Source organism: Sphingobium sp. AS12 (assembly GCF_019097845.1).
In the GTDB taxonomy this organism is placed as follows: Bacteria; Pseudomonadota; Alphaproteobacteria; order Sphingomonadales; family Sphingomonadaceae; genus Sphingobium.
Genome location: NZ_JAHRGM010000035.1, coordinates 145,442 through 167,786 on the forward strand (window position 1 = coordinate 145,442; position 22,345 = coordinate 167,786).

A 22,345-nucleotide genomic window follows, 5' to 3' on the forward strand; every position below is an offset into this window, starting at 1 on the left:
CACCGCGTAGAGGCTAGCGCGTCATCTGGGGAGTAGCCAGCCGTTCCAACGCAAAAGGAACGGGCCTTATGTCAACATATTTGGCCGAGAGGCCATGGCATGGGGGACGCAGAACAATCTGCGTAAGGCGAGACCAATGGCATCGGCGCTTTTCTGTCCGGCCGGGCGGGGAGCGACGGTGGCATTGCGTCTATCACTTCCGCCCGGCCCCGGACATTATCTGATGGAAGCCCTTTTCACCTCCGCTGCGCTCGTTGCCCTTGCCGAAATGGGGGACAAGACGCAATTGCTGGCGATGCTGCTGGCGACGCGCTTTCGCAAACCCGTGCCGATCATCCTTGGCATATTGGTCGCGACGATCGCCAATCATTTCCTTGCCGCGCTGCTGGGCCATTCGATCGCGGGCGTGCTGACGCAGGACTGGTTCCGCTATGCCGTGGCCCTGAGCTTCATTGCCATGGCCGCCTGGACGTTGGTGCCTGACAAGATCGACGAGGATGCGCCGTTGAAAGCGCCGTCGAAGGCAGGCGTGTTCGTGACCACATTGGTCGCCTTCTTCCTGGTCGAGATGGGCGACAAGACGCAGGTGGCGACGATCGCGCTGGGCGCACGGTTCGACAATCTGGTCGCGGTGACGATGGGAACGACGCTGGGCATGATACTGGCCAATGTGCCCGCCGTGCTGTTTGGCGAGGCGCTGGCGAAAAAAGTGCCGATGCGCGAGTTGCAGGTCGGGGCGGCCTTGCTGTTCCTGCTGCTGGGGCTGTGGATGATCGCCGATCTGGCGGGCTGGATCGGGTAAATTGGTTGTCAGCGCGACGCGGCTGGGGCAAGGGAATGGGCAGCATATTCCTTCTCAGACGAACGTGGGTCAGGTGATGAAAGACTATCTAGTTACGATATTCGGCGGCGGCGGCTTTGTCGGTCGTCAGGTGGCGCAGGCGCTGCTGGCGCGTGGCGCACGGGTGCGGATCGCGCAGCGTGATCCGTCCACCGCGCTGCGGGTCAAGCCCCTGGGCGGGCTTGGCCAGGTGCAATTCATCGCCGCCGACATCCGTAACCCCGCCAACGTCGCGCGGGCAGTGTCGGGCAGCGATGTCGTCATCAATCTGGTCGGCATTTTGAAGGGCGATTTCGACGCCTTCCACCATCGCGGCGCGGCCAATGTCGCCAAGGCGGCGGCGGATGCTGGCGTGGGCGCACTGGTGCATATGTCGGCGATCGGCGCGGATGCCGATAGCCCGTCGGCCTATGGTCGGTCGAAGGCAGCGGGTGAAGCCGCGGTCAAGGTGGCCTTCCCCACCGCCACCATCATCCGTCCGTCGATCATCTTCGGCGCGGAGGACCAGTTCCTCAATCGCTTTGCGCAGATCATCGCCATGCTGCCGGTCGTGCCGGTCATTGGTGGGGCAACGAAATTCCAGCCTGTCTATGTCGCCGATGTGGCACAGGCGATCGCCAACGCCGCCGAGCAGCCGGGCGTCCATGGCGGCCAGACCTATGAACTGGGCGGGCCGCAGGTGCAGGGCATGACGGATATCAATCAGTGGATCGCTACGGCGACCGGGCGTAACAAGCCGCTGGTCGATGTACCGCACGCCGCGGCGAAACTGTTGGCCATGCTGCCGGGCGGGCCGATCACCAGCGATCAGCTGGCGATGCTGGGGCGCGACAATGTCGTGGCACCGGGGGCCAAAGGGCTGGATGCGCTGGGCGTCGTCGCCACGCCGATGGCCGGGGTCGCCGACAAATGGATGGTCCGCTACCGCAAACATGGCCGCTTCGCCGGTCGGGTGAGCGCCTGACTGTAATGATCCTCCCCTTGCAGGGGAGGGATTAGGAAAGAGGCGCATGGACCTGCATTATCTGACCGTTATCCTCCTAGGTATTGTCGAAGGGCTGACCGAATTTCTGCCGGTATCCTCGACCGGACATCTCATTCTCGCGAGCGAATTGCTGGGCTATGATGCGTCGACCTGGGCGATGTTCAATGTCGTCATCCAGCTGGGCGCAATCCTGGCGGTTGTCGTCCTTTACTGGCGCACCTTCTGGGCGGTCGGCATGGGGCTGTTGCGGCGCGAGCCGGTAAGCTGGCGGTTCCTGCGCAATCTGCTGATCGCCTTCATCCCTTCCGCCATTATCGGCCTAGCGCTCCACGACTATATCGAGATTTTACTGGGCGCGCCGCAGGTCGTCGCCTGGGCCTTGATCGTCGGCGGCGTCGCAATCCTGTTGATCGAGCGGGCGGTCAAGGAACAGCGGTTCCACGGCATCGCCGATATTCCAGCCATCCGGGTGGTGGGCATCGGCCTTGTCCAATGTATCTCCATGATCCCCGGTGTCAGCCGGTCCGGTGCGACGATCATGGGCGCGCTGATGCTGGGCGTGGAGCGGCGCACGGCGGCCGAGTTCAGCTTCTTCCTCGCCATCCCCACCATGCTGGGGGCGACGGCGCTGGAACTGATCAAGAAGGGCGATCAGATCACCAGCGCGGCGGTCGGTTGGGACAGTATCGCACTGGGCTTTGTCGTGTCGTTCATCGTCGCGCTGCTGGTGATCCGCTGGTTCGTCGGACTGGTGTCGAAACATGGATTCGCGCCCTTCGCCTGGTATCGAATCGTTGCCGGAATCGCGGCCTTAGTGTGGCTGGGGACAAGATAGGGCCGAAACGGTCTATTTATAGGGTAAGTTTTTGCGATTGTTTCGCAAATAGATCTTATATGGGTCAATAATTAGTCAGTCATGCTGACCTATAATGCAGAATCCGCGTGACTCCGTGGGTCTTTATGCTATGCGCGCCCTTGCAACTTGAGTCAGGGGCGAGACATGGCCGACAATCCGATGCTGAAATTCGTAGGCAAGGGACAAGCCTATCCCGACAAGCGCGATGCCGATGACCGCGCCGACGATTTTCTGGAAATCAGCCGCAGCTTCATCCTCGACAAGGCGGAAGAACAGGCGTCGCGCTGCTCGCAATGTGGCGTGCCTTATTGTTCAACTCACTGTCCGCTTCACAACCATATTCCCGACTGGCTGCGCCTGACCGCCGAAGGCCGCCTGCGCGAAGCCTATGAGCTGTCGAACCTGACCAGCACCATGCCCGAAATCTGCGGCCGCATCTGCCCGCAGGATCGGCTGTGTGAGGGCAATTGCGTCATCGAATTTTCCGGCCATGGCGCCGTGACCATCGGCAGCGTCGAAAAATTCATCACCGACACCGCCTGGAAGGAAGGCTGGGTCGAACCGCTGGTCGCGGGCAAGCCCACCGGCCAGTCGATCGGCGTCATCGGCGCGGGACCGGCGGGCCTCACCACCGCGGAATATCTGCGCGCTGCGGGGCATGAGGTGCATGTCTATGACCGGCATGATCGCGCTGGCGGATTGCTGACCTATGGCATCCCCGGCTTCAAGCTGGAGAAGGACATCGTCATGCGCCGGGTCCAGCGTCTGAAGGATGGTGGCATCGTCTTTCACGAAAATTTCGAGGTCGGCCGCGACGCGACGCTCGAAGCGCTGCGTGAAAAGCATGAGGCGATCCTGATTGCGACGGGCGTCTACAAGCCCCGCGACATTCGCGCGCCGGGCGTGGGCGCGCCGGGCGTGGTCAAGGCGCTCGATTATCTGACCGCCTCCAACAAGGCGGGCTTTGGCGACGATGTCCCCGAACATGCCGACGGCACGCTGCTGGCGACGGGCAAGAATGTCGTCGTCATCGGCGGTGGCGATACCGCGATGGATTGCGTCCGCACCGCGATCCGTCAGGGTGCCAAAACGGTCAAATGCCTCTACCGTCGCGATCGGGAAAATATGCCAGGATCGCAGCGCGAAGTGGCCAATGCCGAGGAAGAAGGCGTCGAATTCGTCTGGCTGACCGCCCCGATCGCCTTTGAAGGCACCGAGCATGTCACCGGCGTGAAAGTGACGAAGATGCGTCTGGGCGCACCCGACGCATCGGGCCGCCGCGCGCCCGAACCCGATCCGGGCAGCGAACATACGCTGGAGGCGGACCTCGTCATCAAGGCGCTGGGATACGACCCCGAAGAACTGCCCAAGCTGTTCGGCGCGGACGACCTGTCGGTCACCCGCTGGGGCACGTTGCGCGTCGATCACAAGACGATGATGACCAGCGTGGACGGCGTGTTCGCAGCCGGCGACATTGTGCGCGGAGCATCCTTGGTGGTGTGGGCGATCCGCGACGGGCGGGATGTGACCGAGCATATGCACCGCTATTTGAAGGCCAAGGCGAAGGCGGCGGGCGAGAGGGTGCTGGTGGCGTGATGCGCGCTCTGCTGATGTATATGTTGGCCGTTGGCGCGGCAGGCATGGTTGACCCATTGTCTGTCAGGGCAGCGGAGCAGCCATCGGTGGCACCCGGCTCAGCGAAAAATGCGGCGACACAACTTGCCGAGCAATTGGTGGTGCGCATGGCCGCGCTGTCCATTCACCAATATGTTGAGGGTCAGCTCGATACCATATTGGAAAGCGACGTTGTCGCCGCCAAGCTTTTGCCAAGCGGAAGCCCAGCCCGTGCGGGTTTTTTAAGGGCTGCGACCGTCCGAGCACAACAGCGCGTAGAGGCTACGGTTCAGCCCTTGGTCCCTCAATTTTCCGCTGCCTTTTTAGCTAATATGACGCAGGCACAAGTCGATGCGTCCCTGCGTGCTTTTAAAACGTCAACTGGCAAGCGTATTATCGATCGGGTTGTAAGCGAGATGATGCTGTCTGACGGCGACGAGATGGCCGAGATGAGCGATGATGAGGCGCGATCGCTGACCGACAGCGCCGATGTCGCTGCCTTGGTCGCCTTTGAGAAGAGCGGTGCAGACCGAGCACTGGACAGAGCGTTGTCTTCCATTCCTGAGCGTGACGATGATGTAACGGGCGAGATCGACGCATTGCTTCTCGCCATGCTCAAGACATTGAAAACAAATACAGGAACGGCCGTGATTACCGATCCTGCCGGCCCGGTTATTTAACCACTACATCTGCACCAATGCGGCAGAGTGCCGCCTATATCGTTGGAACATGACAATGAACGACTATATGGCCACCGAAGAAGAACGCGCCCGCATTGCCGAAGTCGGCATGTATCATCCAGACCTGGAAGGCGACGCCTGTGGCGTGGGCCTGGTTGCCGCGACCGACGGCCGCCCGTCGCGTCGCGTCGTCGCCTCCGCAATCGATGCGCTGAAGGCCGTGTGGCACCGTGGCGCGGTCGATGCCGATGGCAAGACCGGCGACGGCGCGGGTATCCATGTCGACCTGCCGGTGCGCTTCTTTGACGATGCGATTGCGGACTCCGGCCACAAGCCGCTGCCCAATCGCCTCGCCGTCGGCATGATCTTCCTGCCGCGCACCGATTTGAGCGCGCAGGAAACCTGCCGCACCATCGTCGAGAGCGAGATCATCGACGCGGGCTATACCATCTATGGCTGGCGGCAGGTGCCGGTCGATGTGTCGGTCATCGGTGAAAAGGCGCAGCGCACGCGGCCCGAAATCGAGCAGATCATGATCGCCGGGCCGATGCCTGAAGTGCGCGATCAGGCCGAGTTCGAGAAGGATCTCTATCTGATCCGCCGCCGGATCGAGAAGCAGGTGATCGCCGCGCAGATCAATGATTTCTATATCTGTAGCCTGTCCTGCCGGTCGATCATCTACAAGGGGCTGTTCCTGGCCGAATCGCTGTCGGTATTCTATCCCGATTTGCAGGATGAGCGGTTCGAGAGCCGGGTGGCGATCTTCCACCAGCGTTATTCGACCAACACTTTCCCGCAATGGTGGCTGGCCCAACCATTCCGCACGCTCGCCCATAACGGCGAGATCAACACGATCCGCGGCAATAAGAACTGGATGAAGAGCCACGAGATCAAGATGGCTTCGCTGGCGTTCGGCGAGCAGTCGGAGGATATCAAGCCGGTGATCCCGGCGGGCGCGTCCGATACCGCTGCGCTGGATGCCGTGTTCGAGGCGATCTGCCGGTCGGGCCGCGACGCGCCGACCGCCAAGCTGATGCTGGTCCCGGAAGCCTGGCAGGCCGATAGTGGTGAACTGCCCAAGGCGCATCGCGACATGTATGACTATCTCGCCTCCGTCATGGAGCCGTGGGATGGCCCCGCCGCACTGGCGATGACCGACGGGCGCTGGGTCGTGGCCGGGGTGGATCGCAACGCGCTACGCCCGCTGCGCTACACGCTGACCGGCGACAATCTGCTGATCGTCGGGTCCGAAACCGGCATGGTCGTGGTTCCCGAAACCACCATCGTGCGCAAGGGCCGCATGGGTCCGGGCCAGATGATTGCGATCGATCTGCAGGAAGGCGAAATCTATGACGACGCCGCAATCAAGGACCGGATCGCGGGCGAGCGCCCCTATGGCGAACTAATCAAGGATTTCATGGCGATCGGCGACCTGACCGATGCGCCGACCGCCCTGCCCGGCTGGGATAAGGCGGAACTGACGCGACGGCAGGTCGCGGCCAATCTGACGCTGGAGGATCTGGAACTGATCCTGGCGCCCATGGTCGAGGACGCCAAGGAAGCGATCGGCTCCATGGGTGATGACACGCCGCTGGCGGTCATTTCCGACAAGCCGCGCACGATCAGCCATTTCTTCCGCCAGAATTTCAGCCAGGTCACCAACCCGCCGATCGATCCGTTGCGCGAACGGCATGTGATGAGCCTGAAAACGCGCTTTTCCAACCTGCACAATATCTTGGAGCAGGACGCGCAGAACAGCCATGTGCTGGTGCTGGATTCGCCTGTGCTGACCAGCGCCGAATGGGCGCGGCTGAAGGCGCATTTCGGTCCCGCTGTGGCGGAAATCGACTGCACCTTCCCCGCCACTGGCGGGCAGGAACAGCTGCGCGCGGCAATCGCCCGTATCCGTGAGGAAGCCGAACAGGCGGTGCGTGAGGGGCGGACCGAAATCTTCCTGACCGACGAGGGTGTCGGCGAAACACGCGCCGCGATTGCGGGCGTGCTGGCCGCAGCGGCGGTGCATACGCATCTGGTGCGCAAGGGGCTACGTTCCTATGCGTCGATCAACGTCCGCTGCGCCGAAGCGCTCGACACCCATTATTTCGCGGTGCTGATCGGCGTGGGCGCGACCACGGTGAACGCCTATCTGGCCGAAGCCAGCATCGCTGATCGCCATGCGCGCGGCCTGTTCGGGTCGCTCGATCTGGAGGCCTGTTTCGAGCGTTACCGCGTCGCGATCAACGAAGGCCTGCTCAAGATCATGTCCAAAATGGGCATTGCGGTGATTAGCAGCTATCGCGGCGGCTATAATTTCGAGGCGGTCGGCCTGTCCCGCGCTCTGGTCAACGATCTGTTCCCCGGTATGCCGGCGAAGATTTCGGGCGAGGGCTATGCGTCGCTCCATTACAGCGCGATGCTGCGCCATCAGCAGGCCTATGACGCATCGGTCGTGCGGCTGCCGATCGGCGGCTTCTATCGCCAGCGCAACGGCGGAGAGGCGCACGCTTATTCCGCGCAGTTGATGCACCTGTTGCAGACGGCAGTGGCGACTGACAGCTACTCCACCTATCTGCAATTTTCGCGTGGCGTCCGCGATTTGCCGCCGGTCTATCTGCGCGACCTGATGGAGTTTAATTTCGCGCGCGAAGCCGTGCCGATCGACGAAGTGGAAGCCACCACCGAGATCCGCAAGCGTTTCGTAACGCCCGGCATGTCGCTGGGGGCGCTCAGCCCCGAAGCGCATGAAACGCTGGCGATCGCGATGAACCGCATTGGCGCGAAGGCGGTGTCGGGTGAAGGCGGCGAGGATGCCGCGCGCTTCAAGCCCTATGAAAATGGCGACAACGCCAACAGCGTGATCAAGCAGATCGCGTCGGGCCGTTTCGGCGTCCATGCCGAATATCTGGCATCGGCCGAGGAGATCGAGATCAAGGTCGCGCAGGGTGCCAAGCCCGGCGAGGGCGGACAACTGCCCGGCTTCAAGGTGACCGAATTCATCGCCAAGCTGCGCCATTCTACACCCGGCGTGACGCTGATTTCTCCGCCGCCCCATCATGACATCTATTCGATCGAGGATCTGGCGCAGCTCATCTACGACTGCAAGCAGATCAACCCGCGCGCGCGCGTCTGCGTCAAGCTGGTGAGCCAGGCAGGCATCGGCACGGTCGCGGCGGGCGTGGCGAAGGCCCATGCCGACGTCATCCTGATCGCGGGCCATGTCGGCGGTACCGGGGCCAGCCCGCAGACCAGCATCAAATATGCCGGGACGCCATGGGAAATGGGCCTGTCCGAAGCCAATCAGGTGCTGACCCTCAACGGGTTGCGGCATCGGGTGAAGCTGCGCACTGACGGTGGCCTGAAAACCGGGCGCGACATCGTGATCGCCGCGATCTTGGGCGCGGAAGAATATGGCATCGGCACATTGTCGCTGGTCGCCATGGGCTGCATCATGGTGCGCCAGTGCCACAGCAACACCTGCCCCGTCGGCGTGTGCGTGCAGGATGAGAAGTTGCGTGCCAAATTCACCGGCACGCCGGAGAAGGTCATCAACCTGATGACCTTCATTGCCGAGGAAGTGCGCGAAGTGCTGGCACGGCTGGGCTTCCGCAGCCTGGACGAGGTGATCGGGCGGACCGAGCTGTTGAAGCAGGTCAATCGTGGTGCCGAGCATCTGGACGATCTGGATCTCAACCCGATCCTGGCCAAGGTGGATGCCCCCGACGACCAGCGCCGCTTCAGCCTGAAGCAATGGCGCAACGACGTGCCCGACAGCCTGGACGCACAGATGATGCGCGACGCAAAGGCGGTGTTCGAGCGGGGCGAAAAGATGCAGCTGACCTATACGGTGCGTAATACACACCGCGCGGTCGGCACGCGGCTATCGTCGGCGGTGACTGACAGGTTCGGCATGTCGACCCTGGCCGACGGGCATCTGACCGTGCGGCTGCGCGGGTCCGCGGGCCAGTCGCTGGGTGCGTTCCTGTGCAAGGGGATTACGCTCGAAATCTTCGGCGACGCGAACGACTATGTCGGCAAGGGCCTGTCGGGCGGCATCATCACCGTGCGCACGACCGTCTCCTCGCCGCTGTCGTCCAAGGACAATACGATCATCGGCAACACCGTCCTCTACGGCGCGACCAGCGGCAAGCTGTTCGCGGCAGGACAGGCGGGCGAACGCTTTGCGGTGCGCAATTCGGGCGCGCAAGTGGTGGTCGAGGGCTGCGGCGCCAATGGCTGCGAGTATATGACCGGCGGTATGGCGGTGATCCTCGGCAAGACCGGCGCCAATTTCGGCGCGGGGATGACCGGCGGCATGGCCTTCATCCTGGATGAGGATGGCAGCTTCCCGTCGCGCGCCAATCCTGAAGGGATCGTCTGGCAGCGGTTGGAAAGCGAATATTGGGAGGCGCAGGTCAAGGATCTGATCGCACAGCACGCCAAGGCAACCGATAGCAAATGGTCCGGCACCATATTGGAAGATTGGGATCGCTGGCGGCGCTATATCTGGCAGGTGTGTCCGAAGGAGATGATCAGCCGCCTCGCTCATCCGCTGAGCCATGCGCAGGCGGAGGTCGTCGCCGCCGAATAAGCGGTTAAGGGAGGGAGCTACCCGCTGCCGTTGCGACGGTAGCGGGGCTGGCTTTCCCCTGCGCGGGTTGCAGAACCGGGGGAGGCGTAGCGCCTTCTCCGGCAGCGAAGCGGGCAATCGGTTCAGGCAATTGATGGACCGGCGATGGCGGCTGCGGCGCGAGGTAGCTTACCTCCGCCGCTTCCCCTTGCGTCAGATAGTCGCGCACTACCGGATCGCCCGTGCCATCGATCATGCCGTCGGCGTCCAGGCCCGCCATATCCAAAGCATTGCGCCGTTCAGCCAAGCTGGGACCGCAACCGGTGCAGCGGATTTCGCTGGGACCGTGATCGACCGGATTGACGGCATAATCCGACGCACCGCTGTCACCTGACTCTGCATCGGCAGCGCCCGCGTCGCCGGGCAGCGCGGAGGATTGCGGGCTGGTGACATAGGCACCAAGGCCCAGCCCCATGACCGTCGCGGCGGTCACTGTCATGCCCGACAGCATCCAATGGTGCATGGTCCTGCCTTCCATCCTCTCGCGTGCCGCTAGCCCTTCGGCTCACTGCGTCCTGCCCACCGATCAATCATAACGCAGATGCAGATCGGTTGTTGCATGGCGCAAAAGCCTTTGCTAATGGCCAGCGCCTACCAGATGCCGGTCCTGCCGGTTTCCCTTTGAATGTGCGGCCATGGCGGAATTGGTAGACGCGCAACGTTGAGGTCGTTGTGGGCGAAAGCCCGTGGAAGTTCGAGTCTTCTTGGCCGCACCATTCATTTGCCTGATGCTCAGGATCAGCAAAAATTGATAATCCCCCGCCCCGCAAGGGCCGGGAAAGTCGTGCATGACCGCAGGGCTTGCGGGGTTGTGGCTCGACCGCCTATCTGACGCCACCGCGCGGGATTGACCCGCCCGACGATGAAAGGATGCCGCCATGTCCGCCATAGACTGGGACCAGCCAGCGACCCTGATCGACCTGGACGGCAAAGCGCCGCTGATTGGCACGATCCGCCAGTGCGCCCAGCATTTCGCGATCTTCAAGGCCGAAGCCAAGGCACAGGCGCGCGTGCTGCTGACCCAGCCAGTCCATCGCGAAGGCCGCCGGACGCGCACCTGGCTGCTGGAACCCGATGAAATCGCCCAACTGGTCGAACGGCTGCGCGCGGAGGGCTGATCGATCTGACCAGGATGACATAAGGTGTTCTGAGCATTTGTCTTCAGTTAGATATTTCCCCTGTCCTACAACAAACCATATGGGATAAATGATTCGCCTCATTCCACGCAGGGAGGCGCAGCTTGGATATTCATAGTCTCATCGACGAAGTCATTGCCCGCGAAGGGGGCTATAGCGACCATCCCGCCGATCGTGGCGGCGCAACCAACTGGGGCATAACCCACACGGTGGCGCGCGCCAATGGCTATGCCGGGGATATGCGGGCCTTGCCGCGCGCTACGGCGGTGGCGATCTATCGGCGGCTCTACTGGGATCAGCCGGGCTATGCCTTCGTCGCGGAAACCGCGCCGTCCGTAGCCGCCGAGTTGTTCGATACAGCCGTCAACATGGGCGTTGGCACCACGACCGGCTTTCTCCAGCGCGCGCTTAACGCGCTCAATCGCAACCAGCGCGACTATCCCGATCTGACGCTCGACCGGGCGATCGGCGCGCGGACGCTCTCGGCATTGCGTGCCTTCCGCGCGTTGCGGGGCAAGTCGGGTGAAGTGGTGCTGCTGAAGGCGATAGAGGCGATGCAGGGCGAACGCTATATCGCGCTGGCCGAAAGCCGTCCGGCCAACGAGGCCTTTCTCTACGGCTGGCTTGCCAACCGGATCGGTTAGATGGCCATGAACGCACTGGGAAATTTGCCGTCCAGCGGGGGTGTGATCATCGCCCGAAACAGCCCCTCAGTCAGGATATAGACCGATGACAACCGACACCCCAACCACCGATCCCTGGGCCACCCGCGCGCGGCCCGCCTTCCTCTACGTCATCTATGCGCTGCTGCTCTGGTCACTGCCGATGGGATTGATCGCGGGCTGGCGGCCCGACATTGCGGCGGCGATCACGACGGGGATGCGCGACTATCTCAACGCCCTGCCCGAACCGCTCTATGCGCTGTTTGGCACCGGCTATCTGGGCTACACCGCCGCGCGCGCCTGGGGCAAGGTGAAGGGGGCAGAGCGTTAGCCCTACGCCGCCGCGCCCCGCTCATACCAGCCGCGCGATCGCTTCACGAGGGCGACGATGGTGAGCATCACCGGCACCTCCACCAGCACGCCGACTACGGTGGCGAGGGCCGCGCCGGAGTGCAGTCCGAACAGGCTGATCGCTGCCGCCACCGCCAGTTCGAAGAAATTGGACGCGCCGATCAGCGCGGCCGGTCCCGCAACGCACCAAGCGACGTGCAATCGGCGGCTCAGCCAATAGGCAAGGCCCGCGTTCAGATAGACCTGCAACAGGATCGGCACCGCGATCAGCGCGATGACCAGCGGTTGGGCGACGATCTGCTCGCCCTGAAAGGCGAACAATAGCACCAGCGTGGCAAGCAGGCTGACCAGGCTCACCGGTCCCAGCGCGGCGAGTAGCCGATCGAGCGCTGCCTGCCCGCCCGCCCGCAACCGCGCCCGGCGCATCCACTGGGCGACGACCACAGGCACTACGATATAGAGGCCGACCGACAGCAGCAGCGTATCCCACGGCACGCTGATCGATGCGACACCCAGCAGGAACCCGACGATCGGCGCAAAGGCGAACACCATGATCAGGTCGTTGAGCGCCACCTGGCTCAACGTATAGCCGGGATCGCCATCCAGCAGGTTGGACCAGACAAACACCATCGCGGTGCAGGGCGCTGCGGCCAGCAGGATTAGGCCTGCAATATAGGACGATCCCTGTCCCGCAGGCAGGAAGGGCGCGAACAGATGGCCGATAAAGAAAGTGCCGAGCAACGCCATGGAGAAAGGCTTGACCGCCCAGTTGATGAACAGCGTCAACCCCACGCCGCGCCAGTGCCGCCGCACGCTGCCCAGCGCGGCAAAGTCGATCCGCAGCAGCATCGGTATGATCATCAGCCAGATCAGTGCCGCGACGGGCAGGTTGACGCGGGCGACCTCCGCTCCCGCGATCAGCGCGAAGACGGACGGAAATAGCTGCCCCAGCCCGATCCCCACGACGATGCACAGCGCGACCCAAAGGCTGAGATAGCGTTCGAACAGCGACATCAGGCGGCTCCCACCACGTCGCCATCTTCCTTGACGAAAGGGGTGGGCAGCGGATGGGGCAGCAAGTCCAGCACCGCTTCGGACGGACGACACAGCCGCACGCCCTTGGGCGACACGACCAGCGGGCGGTTGATCAATATCGGGTGCGCCATCATCGCGTCGATCAGCGCCGCGTCGGACAGGCTCTCGTCAGAGAGGCCCAGATCGGCAAAGGGGGTTCCCTTCTGCCGCAACAGGGCGCGGGGACTGATGCCGGCGCGGGCGATGAGTTGTTCCAGCAAGGCCCTCGACGGTGGGGTCAGGAGATATTCCACGACATGCGGCTCGATCCCGGCATGGCGGATCATCGCCAGCGTGTTGCGCGACGTGCCGCAGGCGGGGTTATGATAGATGATGATGTCGGTGGCCAAGGGGGTTTCCTTTGGGTCAGCAGCAGGGGGAAAGTTCAGCAACGATCGGGGCGCACAGGGTGGCGTTGCCCCCGCAGCAATCCCTGAGCAGGAACAGGGTGAGCGCGCCCAGCACGTCCAGGTCTGCGCGGTAATGGACCGACCGGCTATGCCGCTCCGACCGCACAAGACCCGCACGGGACAGGATGGCCAGATGGGACGACATGGTATTTTGCGGCACCCCGACCAGCCGGGCGATCTCGCCCGCGGGCAGGCCATCGGGTTCATGACGCACGAGCAGTCGAAAACTGTCGAGCCGTGTGGACTGGGCAAGGGCGGCCAGAGCAGCGATGGCGGATTCGTTTTCCATATATCCAGATAAATAGATATATAAAATCAATCAAGCCAGTTTCGCGAAACAGCCTCGATGGAGGAGAAACGCAAATGAGAGGGGCCGCCGGGTCAAAGCCCGACGGCCCATCATGTGCATGGTCAGCGGCCGGAAGTGCCGCCCAGGGGAAACGAAGGTCGCGCTATCTCCTCCACGGGGAGACGGCCTGTATGTCGGCGCGCTTTATCTCGCGATGTGGAGGAAGATCGACGGCGTGGCGTCCCTCAGCGGCGCGTTCCCCGAATGGACTTGACCGACCCCATTGCTGAACCATGAGACATCGGATCACCTCCTTTCGCTATGTTGAAGCCCGTTATGGCCGACTTCGACTGCGCTTCGTGCGGCCACGGGATGGAATGTGAATCAGACGGGCTGCATGATCAAGACTTGTATTATTCTTTTTTCGAATCATACTTTCGCGTCCGCGAGTTCGGCCCATGTCGCTATCCGCGACAATCCTCGATCACGCGCGATACTTCCGGCCAGGCGGGGACGATCAGCGGTTCCAGCCCGGCCACCTCGACCGCGAACTCGCCCCGGCTGTAGGCGATCTGATCCAGCGCCGTGTCCGCCGCAGCGCGAACGGCGATGGTTTGCGGCGTCGGTGCATTCGATGCGGTTGTGGGCCAGTTGGTTGCGCCATAGCTGGTCCGTATCTTCATCGTTCCCTGACCCGCGCCGGTGCGGATGATGCTGACCCGGCGTGCAACTCGATCACAGCGGATAGTCAGGCGGGTATCGGCAGGGGTCGGACCGAACAGCGCGATCGACATGGCTGCATCGGATTGCCAGCGCCAGTCGCCCGGCGCAGTTGCGCGATGCTGCCATTCGCTGGCCTGCGGCGCAGCGGGCGTGACAGGCTGGGTCGGCGCGGGAGCCGGGGTTGGCCGGGGCGAGGGCGTAGGCGCTGGATTGCCTTGGCGCGGCGCAGGTCCGACGCAGGAACCAAGCAGGATGAGGAAGGGCGCGGCGAGGGCAAGGTTTGTGGTAAAGCGCATCGCCCACCCATGCCTGCACCGTGCGAGCGGCTCAACCGGAAAAGGATGAGCGGAGAAGGGGCGAGGGCAGGCTGGGCGGCATCAAGGCTTGCCGTTGCCGATATTGACACCACGCACCCGAATCGCTAGGGCGCGGACATCCCGACACGCTGGTGAGCGGCAGTGCTTCGCGCACTGGCCGTCTTTTTTGCGTCCGGGGGTATACATCGGTTGCGCATCCACGCCAAGGACTGCTCAACCCTGACGCTTTGAGATGGGGTGACGCCAATCGCCCCGTGGAGCAGGAGATTTATTGACCATGGCACGTATTGCGGGTGTTAACATCCCGACCAACAAGCGCGTAATCATCGCGCTCACCTACATTCACGGCATCGGCCGCAAGACCGCCGTCGACATCGCCACGAAGCTGGGCATTGACCACAGCCGCCGCGTGCAGGATCTGTCGGACGCCGAAGTGCTGCAGATCCGTGAAACGATCGACGCCGACCTGACCGTCGAGGGTGATCTTCGCCGCAACACCGCGATGAACATCAAGCGCCTGATGGATCTGGCCTGCTATCGCGGCCTGCGTCATCGTAAGGGTCTGCCGGTTCGTGGCCAGCGCACGCACACCAACGCCCGTACCCGCAAGGGCAAGGCCAAGGCGATCGCCGGTAAGAAGAAGTAAGCGCCAGAGGGCGGGCCTGACGGCTTCGCCCTCCCGACTTCTTTTTTCAGTATTTCGAGTAGGATAGAGCAAAATGGCACGCGAACCCCAGCGCATTAAGCGCCGTGAGCGCAAGAACATCTCGGCGGGCGTGGCACATGTCAACGCCAGCTTCAACAACACCATGGTGACCATCACCGATGCCCAGGGCAACGCGATTTCCTGGTCCTCGGCTGGCATGATGGGCTTCAAGGGCAGCCGCAAGTCGACCCCGTACGCCGCTCAGGTGTGCGCGGAAGATGCCGGCCGCAAGGCCGCCGAACATGGCGTCCGTACCCTGGAAGTCGAAGTCAAGGGTCCCGGTTCAGGTCGTGAATCGGCCCTGCGCGCCCTCCAGGCCGTGGGTTTCCACATCACCTCCATCCGCGATGTGACGCCGATCCCGCATAACGGTGTGCGTCCGTCCAAGCGCCGCCGCGTCTAAATTCGGCTGAGCGATATGGCGGGCGGCGGACGCGCCGCCCGTTACCCGTCTGCATCGGCCGCAACGTCCTGTCGGGTCCAGGATCATAAGCGTTTCGGCCACATCCCCAGGGGAATTACATGACTGTCAACATGAAGAACTGGCAGGAATTGAAGAAGCCCAACGCGCTGGAAATCAAGCCAACCAGCGACGGCAAGCGCAAGGCGACTTTCGTCGCCGAGCCACTAGAGCGCGGCTTCGGCCTGACGCTTGGCAACGCGCTGCGCCGGGTTCTTCTTTCCTCGCTTCAGGGCGCGGCGGTCACCTCGATCAAGATCGAGAACGTCCTGCATGAATTCTCGTCGCTCGCCGGCGTGCGTGAAGATGTCACCGACATCGTCCTGAACATCAAGCAGGTCGCGCTGCGGATGGAAGGCGATGGCCCCAAGCGGCTCCAGCTGTCGGCCACCGGTCCGGCTGTGGTCAAGGCTGGCGACATCAGCGTCGTTGGCGACATCGAAGTGATGAACCCGGATCTGGTGATCTGTCACCTCGACCAAGGCGCAACGCTGAACATGGAACTGACCGCTGACGTCGGCAAGGGCTATGTCCCCGCCGTCGCCAACCGTCCTGCAGACGCGCCTATCGGCCTCATTCCGATCGACGCGCTCTACTCGCCGGTCCGTCAGGTCGCCTACAAGGTGGACAACACCCGCGTCGGCCAGGAACTGGACTATGACAAGCTGTCGCTGACCGTCGAAACCGACGGCACCGTCACGCCGGAGGACGCGGTCGCTTTTGCCGCGCGCATCCTGCAGGACCAGCTGCAACTGTTCGTCCATTTCGAGGACGCACTGCCCACCGCCGCGCCGTCGCAGGGTGGCCATGCGGTCGCATCGGCGTCGGAAGGCGAAAGCGACACCAACCAGATCAACCGCTACCTTCTCAAGAAGGTGGACGAGCTGGAACTGTCGGTCCGCAGCGCCAACTGCCTCAAGAACGACAACATCATCTATATCGGCGATCTGGTCCAAAAGACCGAGGCCGAGATGCTGCGCACCCCCAATTTCGGTCGCAAGTCGCTGAACGAAATCAAGGAAGTGCTGTCGTCCATGGGTCTGCGCCTGGGCATGGACATCCCCGGATGGCCGCCTGAGAATATCGAGGAAATGGCCAAGAAGCTCGAACAGGAGCTGCTGGGTTAAGTCGGAGCGAGCCGCGCAGCGCAGCAGCGCGGCGGTTCGCAACGCGAACGCGAACGACCGGCCAGCGGCGCATAGCGCCGACTGACGTCACGGGATTTACTCCCGTGACGGTTGCCGGGAGACAGAATGGGTATCGGCGGTGGCCCTATCACTGCCTGGTCTGGGCTACCTCAAACGGGCCCTTAACGAACGAAGGAATGAAATATGCGTCACAGAATGGGTCAACGTCGCCTCCAGCGCGCCACCGGCCACCGCGTCGCCCTGCTGCGCAACCTTGCCGCCTCGCTGATCAAGCATGAGCAGATCCTGACCACCACGCCTAAGGCGAAGGAACTGCGTCCCTATGTGGAAAAGCTGATCACGCTGGCGAAGAAGGGCGGCCTGTCCAACCGTCGCCTGGCCGACGCCCGCCTGAAGGACGATGCGCAGCTGGCCAAGCTGTTCGAGGTTCTGGCCGAGCGCTACAAGGATCGTAACGGGGGCTATACCCGCGTGATCAAGGCCGGCATCCGCGCGTCGGACGCTGCCCCGATCGCGATCATCGAACTGGTCGACCGCGACGTCAGCGCCAAGGGCCAGGACAGCGGCCCGGTGCAGACCGCCGACGAGGATGAATACGAAGCCGCCTGATTGGTGCGGTCCTCCTGACGGGGACTGGATGCTTTACCGACAGGCCGTGGCTCTTTAGGAGCCACGGCCTGTTCTGTTTGATAAAAAGAGACGGAAAGAGGATGCGCGTCACGGCTCGCTTGTTCCTGCTGCCGCTGCTGCTGGCGGCCAGCCCGGTTCTTGCCGGGCCGGAGGCGGCTGCTATCGACGCGGCCGGACAGGGCTTGCGCTATCCGGCCGCGAAGCGCCTGGATCTGGTCGAAGATCATTTCGGCGTGAAGGTCGCCGATCCCTATCGCTGGCTGGAGAACGACCTGCGCGCCGACCCTGCGGTGCAGGACTGGGTGGCTGAGGAGAATGCGCTAACACGCCGTTATATCGACGGACTGGCGGGCCGAGCGGCGCTCAAGAAGCGGATGCAAGCGTTGCTCTCGCATGGCCGCTACACTGTCCCGCGCAAGGCGGGCGGGCGCTATTTCTACGGCTATAACAAGGGCCTCCAGAACCAGACGCCGCTCTATGTGCGGGAAGGGCTGGACGGGCCGCAGCGTTTGCTGATCGACCCCAATGACTGGGCCAAAGACGGGGCAAGCGCGCTGGCCGAATGGACCCCGTCACCCGACGGCCGCACCCTGGCCTTCGCAGTGCAAGAGGCCGGGAGCGACTGGCGGACGCTGCGACTGCTGGACGTGGACACGGGCAAAGTGCTGGACGACCGGATCGAGTGGGTCAAATTTTCGACCTTGGCCTGGGACGGGCGTGGCGAGGGCTTCTTCTATTCCCGCTATCCCGCGCCGCAGGGAGATACCGCTTTCCGGTCCGCCAATGAGAATCAGCAGCTTTTCTATCATCGCGTCGGCACAGCGCAGGCGCAGGATCGGTTGATCTACGCCACACCCGACCGCCCGAAACTCAGTCATACCGCGCAGGTCACCAATGACGGACGCTGGCTGGTGATCAGCTCGTTCGAGGGGATCGATCCGCGCCGCGAAGTCCATGTCGCGGCGCTGGACGGCGGGCCAATAAAGCCACGCCGACTGGTCAAGGGGCCGGTGCAGGACTGGCGGCTGATCGGCAGCCGGGGATCGACGCTCTATTTCATCACCGACGATCATGCGCCCCGATTGCGTGTGGTGACGCTCGACGCGGCAGAACCACGGCGCAAGCCGCAACTGGTCGTGGCCGAGCGCGCCGATGCACTGGCGGGTGGGTCGCTGGTCGGCAACCGGCTGATCCTGGCCTATATGACGCAGGCCGAAACCATTGCCGAACTGGTCGAACTGGACGGGCGCAAGGTAGGCGACGTGCCCTTGCCCGGCATGGGGACGGCGGCGGGCTTTGGCGGGCGCGATGGCGACCCGGAGACATTTTTCAGCTTTTCGGGCTTCACCACGCCGTCCAGCATATACCGCTTCGATACATCCACCCTGCAAAGTCAGTTGTTCGCGCAGCCCGACCTGCCCTTCAACCCGGACGAATTCGGGGTGGAGCAGATCAGCTATGTGTCCAAGGATGGCACCCGTGTGCCGATGACGGTGATTCGCAAGAAGGCGCTGGCCGACCGGGCGATCGCGGCGCCGACCATCCTTTACGGCTATGGCGGCTTCAACATCAGCCTGACGCCGGGCTATTCGGCGACGCGGCTGGCTTGGCTGGAACAGGGCGCGGTCTATGCCATCGCCAATCTGCGCGGTGGCGGCGAGTTCGGCAAGGCATGGCATGAGGCCGGACGTGGCCCCAACAAGCAAAATGTGTTCGACGATTTCATCGCCGCAGCCGAATATCTCAAGGCCAATGGCTATACCACGCCCGACGGGCTGGCGATCGAGGGCCGCTCCAATGGTGGCCTGCTGGTCGGCGCTGTGGTGAACCAGCGGCCCGACCTCTTCGCCGCCGCGCTGCCTGCCGTGGGCGTGATGGACATGCTGCGCTTTGATCGTTTCACCGCCGGGCGCTACTGGGTCGATGACTATGGATCGCCGGGCCGGGCAGAGGATTTTCCGTTGCTGTACGGCTATTCGCCCTATCACAACATCCTGTCGGGCAAGGATTATCCCGCAATCCTAGTCACCACCGCCGACACCGACGACCGGGTGGTTCCCGCCCACAGTTTCAAATATGCCGCCGCCTTGCAGGCCGCGGATGTCGGCAGCAGACCCCGGTTGCTGCGGGTGGAAAGCCGTGCGGGCCATGGCGCGGGCAAGCCGATCGATAAGCTGATCGACGAATATGCCGACAGCTATGCATTTCTGGCGTCATTCACGGGTTTGCAGATCAAGGCCGATCCGCGATAATCGTTCAGCCGCGCGACAGCCGGACGCGGATAGAGACCGTTTGACCGCAGGAGATAGACGCATGGGCAAAACGCGCTGGATGGCAGGATCGCTGGTGGGGCTGGCGCTGCTGGTGGGCAGCATCGCCCCGGCGCAGGCGCGTCCGCGCTATGATCGTGGCCACGATCGGGGCTGGAGCCATCACCATCGTGATCGTGGCAATGGTTTCGGCTTTGGCGATGCCGTCGGGGTCGCAGCGCTGATCGGCGCGGTGGCGATCGTCGCCTCCTCCATGTCGAAGGACAAGAAGGCAGCGCGCAACAGCGGCGATGCCGCACCACCGCCTGCCAACCGCACTGATTATGGCGCGGATGTCAGACGCGACGATGATTTTTCCGATGTTGCCGCGGCCAATGGCGATCAGGACCAGATGACCGATGCCTGCGCGGTTGCCGCGCGTGATGAGACGCAGGGACAGAGTGGCGGCTATGCCGAGGTGCGGCGCATGGATGAGCCACGCGCAGTGCAAGACGGCTATAACATCGACGGCGAGGTGGAATCCCGCGCCAGCTATCGCGCCCCGACCGGCACCACCCGCCGCTTCACCTGCACGATCAAGGATGGCCGCGTGGCGCAGGTCTATCTGAGTCGCGATGTCGTGATGCAATAGGCCGCAGCGATGCATCGCCATCCTCCGTCGCGCCATGTCCTGGCCTTTGGCCTGGCGGCGCTTGCGGGGATCGTCGATGCCTTGGGTTTGCTCAAGCTGGGCGGGCTGTTCGTGTCCTTCATGAGCGGCAATTCGACCCGGATGGCAGTCGGCATCGCGACCGAGCCGACGCTGGCATGGGCAGCGATCGGGCTGATCGGCGCATTTGTCGGCGGGGTATTTGCTGGCGCGTTGCTGGCGCGGGCCGCCGGGCGGTGGCGCAAGCAGGCCGTGCTGGGACTGGTGCTGGCGCTGTTGACCATGGCGGCATCGCTTGCCGGATCGGCTGGCGACGGCCTGACCCTGCTGATGGCGGCGGCGATGGGCGCGGTGAACAATGTGTTCCAGCGCAATGGCGAGGTGAGCATTGGCGTCACCTATATGACCGGCGCGCTGGTGAAGCTGGGGCAGGCGCTGGCCAGCGCCGTGACCGGTGGCCCCGCTTTTGGCTGGCTGCCCCATTTATTGCTCTGGCTGGGCCTGGTCGCGGGGGCCGTGGCGGGCGCATTGCTGTTTGGGCGCATGGACCTTGGCGCATTATGGGTCGCTTGCGGCTGGTGCGTGCTGTTGCTGGCGTGGAGCCTCTGGCTGGGACCGCTGCCGCGCGCCGATCGCTTGGCATGACCGCTCAACCGCTCTAGGCGGTGTCCCATGCCCGCCACGCTCCTCCCCCGCCGCAACGCGGCCATTGCCTTCATCCTGGTGACGGCGCTGCTCGACGTGATGTCGATGGGAATCATCATCCCGGTGCTGCCGCAACTCATCGAATCGCTGTCCGGCTCCAGCAGCGCGGCTGGGCTGTGGAATGGCGTGTTCGTCGCGCTGTGGGCGGGGATGCAGTTCATCTGTTCGCCGATCATCGGGTCACTCTCTGACCGGTTCGGGCGGCGGCCCGTCATCCTCGTATCGGTATGTGGGCTCGCGCTCGACTATGTGCTGATGGCGCTCGCACCCAATTTATGGTGGCTGGCGCTGGGACGGATATTGGCCGGTGTCACCTCATCCAGTTTCACCTCGGTCTTTGCCTATATGGCCGACATCACCCAACCCGAAGATCGCGCGCGCGGCTATGGCCTGATCGGCGCAGCGTTCAGCGGCGGCTTTGTCGCCGGGCCGCTGCTCGGCGGCATATTGGGCGAAATTTCGTTGCGCGCGCCTTTCTGGGCGGCGGCGGGGCTGTCGGGACTGGCATTCCTATACGGGCTGATCGTCCTGCCCGAATCGTTGCCACGGGATAAGCGTATGACCTTCTCCTGGAGCCGCGCCAATCCGTTCGGCGCGCTCACCCTGCTGCGGTCCCACCCGGAGCTGTCGAGCTTGGCGATCGTCAATTTCCTGCTCTATTTTGCCCATCATCTCTTCTCCGCCGTGTTCGTTCTCTACGCCGGGGATCGTTATGGCTGGGGGGCGTGGCAGGTTGGCAGTCTGCTCGCCATGGTCGGGTTGCTCGACATGGGCGTGCAGGGCTTGCTGGTCGGGCCCGTAGTGAAAAGGCTGGGCGATCGGGCGACGATGGTGACGGGGCTGGCCTTCGGCGCTGTCGGCATCGCCTGCATGGGGCTGGCGCCGACCGGCTGGCTGTTCGTCGCAGCGATGCTGCCCAATGCGCTGTGGGGGCTGGCAATGCCGACGATCCAGTCACTGATGACGCGGCGCGTGTCCGAATCCGAACAGGGCCAGTTGCAGGGCGCGAACAACAGCGTCGGCAGCATTGCGGGAATCGTATCGCCGCTCTTCTTTGGCGGCGTATATGCGCTGTCGGTCGGCGGCAATCCGACGCTGCCCTACATCGGCAGCGCCTTCCTGATCGCGGCGGGCGTGCTGGGCGGGGCAGCGCTGCTGGGGTGGGCAGCAGGCCGCAGGCTGGACGAGGACGCAGCATAGGTCGCGAAAACT

General features: G+C 63.4%; 22 protein-coding genes, 1 tRNA gene and 1 riboswitch. Of the genes, 18 read left to right on the top strand and 5 right to left on the bottom strand.

What is annotated here, in order from left to right; all coding sequences use genetic code 11:
* The first annotated feature begins 14 nt into the window (after positions 1-14).
* A riboswitch (yybP-ykoY riboswitch) is annotated at positions 15-177 on the top strand.
* Between the two features lie 46 nt (positions 178-223).
* From KRZ98_RS13930 to gltB, 6 genes are all read left to right on the top strand, one after another.
* Complete coding sequence (locus KRZ98_RS13930) at positions 224-802, top strand: TMEM165/GDT1 family protein (RefSeq protein WP_217674080.1); 579 nt, start codon at positions 224-226, stop codon at positions 800-802.
* A gap of 76 nt (positions 803-878) precedes the next feature.
* On the top strand, positions 879-1,805 hold the full coding sequence (locus tag KRZ98_RS13935) for a complex I NDUFA9 subunit family protein (protein ID WP_217674081.1): 927 nt from the start codon (positions 879-881) through the stop codon (positions 1,803-1,805).
* A 46-nt stretch (positions 1,806-1,851) separates the two neighbouring features.
* Positions 1,852-2,661 carry an undecaprenyl-diphosphate phosphatase gene (locus KRZ98_RS13940; RefSeq protein WP_217674082.1) on the top strand — a complete coding sequence of 270 codons (810 nt, stop codon included), beginning with the start codon at positions 1,852-1,854 and terminating at the stop codon, positions 2,659-2,661.
* Positions 2,662-2,826: 165 nt separating this feature from the next.
* Positions 2,827-4,278 (top strand): NAD(P)-dependent oxidoreductase, encoded by a 1,452-nt coding sequence (locus KRZ98_RS13945; RefSeq protein ID WP_217674083.1) that lies wholly within the window; start codon positions 2,827-2,829, stop codon positions 4,276-4,278.
* Entirely contained in the window at positions 4,275-4,976 is a 702-nt protein-coding gene (locus KRZ98_RS13950; protein WP_217674084.1) for a hypothetical protein, read from the top strand. Before KRZ98_RS13945 ends, KRZ98_RS13950 begins: the two co-directional genes overlap by 4 nt.
* A 49-nt stretch (positions 4,977-5,025) precedes the next feature.
* Entirely contained in the window at positions 5,026-9,564 is a 4,539-nt protein-coding gene (gene gltB / locus KRZ98_RS13955) for a glutamate synthase large subunit (protein ID WP_217674085.1), read from the top strand.
* 4 nt (positions 9,565-9,568) lie between these two features.
* Here the strand turns inward: gltB and KRZ98_RS13960 are convergent, their stop codons facing one another.
* Positions 9,569-10,066 carry a hypothetical protein gene (locus KRZ98_RS13960; RefSeq protein ID WP_254798426.1) on the bottom strand — a complete coding sequence of 166 codons (498 nt, stop codon included), beginning with the start codon at positions 10,064-10,066 and terminating at the stop codon, positions 9,569-9,571.
* 166 nt (positions 10,067-10,232) lie between these two features.
* Between KRZ98_RS13960 and KRZ98_RS13965 the strand changes: the two genes are divergently transcribed.
* The 4 genes from KRZ98_RS13965 (at position 10,233) to KRZ98_RS13980 (ending at position 11,732) form a co-directional block, all read left to right on the top strand.
* A tRNA-Leu gene (locus KRZ98_RS13965) sits at positions 10,233-10,319 on the top strand.
* A gap of 162 nt (positions 10,320-10,481) precedes the next feature.
* A complete protein-coding gene (locus tag KRZ98_RS13970) occupies positions 10,482-10,721 on the top strand; it encodes a hypothetical protein (protein ID WP_217674087.1) in 240 nt (79 codons plus the stop codon).
* 122 nt (positions 10,722-10,843) lie between these two features.
* Entirely contained in the window at positions 10,844-11,383 is a 540-nt protein-coding gene (locus KRZ98_RS13975) for a glycoside hydrolase family 108 protein (RefSeq protein WP_217674088.1), read from the top strand.
* An 85-nt stretch (positions 11,384-11,468) separates the two neighbouring features.
* Positions 11,469-11,732, top strand: a complete 264-nt coding sequence (locus KRZ98_RS13980; RefSeq protein WP_217674089.1) for a 3TM-type holin — start codon at positions 11,469-11,471, stop codon at positions 11,730-11,732.
* A gap of 2 nt (positions 11,733-11,734) precedes the next feature.
* Here KRZ98_RS13980 and arsB read toward each other — a convergent pair whose 3' ends face one another.
* The 4 genes from arsB to KRZ98_RS14000 all read right to left on the bottom strand — a co-directional run bounded on the left by arsB (position 11,735) and on the right by KRZ98_RS14000 (position 14,544).
* Entirely contained in the window at positions 11,735-12,766 is a 1,032-nt protein-coding gene (gene arsB / locus KRZ98_RS13985; protein ID WP_217674090.1) for an ACR3 family arsenite efflux transporter, read from the bottom strand.
* Positions 12,766-13,176 (bottom strand): arsenate reductase (glutaredoxin), encoded by a 411-nt coding sequence (gene arsC / locus KRZ98_RS13990; protein WP_217674091.1) that lies wholly within the window; start codon positions 13,174-13,176, stop codon positions 12,766-12,768. Before arsC ends, arsB begins: the two co-directional genes overlap by 1 nt.
* A gap of 16 nt (positions 13,177-13,192) precedes the next feature.
* Complete coding sequence (locus tag KRZ98_RS13995; protein WP_217674092.1) at positions 13,193-13,525, bottom strand: helix-turn-helix transcriptional regulator; 333 nt, start codon at positions 13,523-13,525, stop codon at positions 13,193-13,195.
* 464 nt (positions 13,526-13,989) lie between these two features.
* On the bottom strand, positions 13,990-14,544 hold the full coding sequence (locus tag KRZ98_RS14000; RefSeq protein WP_217674093.1) for a hypothetical protein: 555 nt from the start codon (positions 14,542-14,544) through the stop codon (positions 13,990-13,992).
* Positions 14,545-14,842: 298 nt separating this feature from the next.
* Here KRZ98_RS14000 and rpsM point away from each other — a divergent pair, with 298 nt between their 5' ends.
* The 8 genes from rpsM to KRZ98_RS14040 all read left to right on the top strand — a co-directional run bounded on the left by rpsM (position 14,843) and on the right by KRZ98_RS14040 (position 22,333).
* Positions 14,843-15,211, top strand: a complete 369-nt coding sequence (rpsM, locus tag KRZ98_RS14005; protein WP_006967373.1) for a 30S ribosomal protein S13 — start codon at positions 14,843-14,845, stop codon at positions 15,209-15,211.
* A gap of 73 nt (positions 15,212-15,284) precedes the next feature.
* Positions 15,285-15,674: a 30S ribosomal protein S11 gene (gene rpsK / locus KRZ98_RS14010; protein WP_004208752.1), complete on the top strand. Its 390-nt coding sequence runs from the start codon at positions 15,285-15,287 to the stop codon at positions 15,672-15,674.
* Positions 15,675-15,793: 119 nt separating this feature from the next.
* Positions 15,794-16,858, top strand: coding sequence for a DNA-directed RNA polymerase subunit alpha (locus tag KRZ98_RS14015; RefSeq protein WP_006967377.1), 1,065 nt, complete (start codon positions 15,794-15,796; stop codon positions 16,856-16,858).
* Between the two features lie 204 nt (positions 16,859-17,062).
* Positions 17,063-17,488, top strand: a complete 426-nt coding sequence (rplQ, locus tag KRZ98_RS14020; protein ID WP_026002152.1) for a 50S ribosomal protein L17 — start codon at positions 17,063-17,065, stop codon at positions 17,486-17,488.
* A 101-nt stretch (positions 17,489-17,589) separates the two neighbouring features.
* Positions 17,590-19,761 (top strand): prolyl oligopeptidase family protein, encoded by a 2,172-nt coding sequence (locus KRZ98_RS14025; RefSeq protein ID WP_217674094.1) that lies wholly within the window; start codon positions 17,590-17,592, stop codon positions 19,759-19,761.
* A 61-nt stretch (positions 19,762-19,822) separates the two neighbouring features.
* Positions 19,823-20,410 carry a hypothetical protein gene (locus KRZ98_RS14030; RefSeq protein ID WP_217674095.1) on the top strand — a complete coding sequence of 196 codons (588 nt, stop codon included), beginning with the start codon at positions 19,823-19,825 and terminating at the stop codon, positions 20,408-20,410.
* A gap of 9 nt (positions 20,411-20,419) precedes the next feature.
* Positions 20,420-21,073 carry a YoaK family protein gene (locus KRZ98_RS14035; protein ID WP_217674096.1) on the top strand — a complete coding sequence of 218 codons (654 nt, stop codon included), beginning with the start codon at positions 20,420-20,422 and terminating at the stop codon, positions 21,071-21,073.
* A 27-nt stretch (positions 21,074-21,100) separates the two neighbouring features.
* Complete coding sequence (locus KRZ98_RS14040) at positions 21,101-22,333, top strand: TCR/Tet family MFS transporter (protein ID WP_217674097.1); 1,233 nt, start codon at positions 21,101-21,103, stop codon at positions 22,331-22,333.
* Positions 22,334-22,345: the final 12 nt, after the last annotated feature.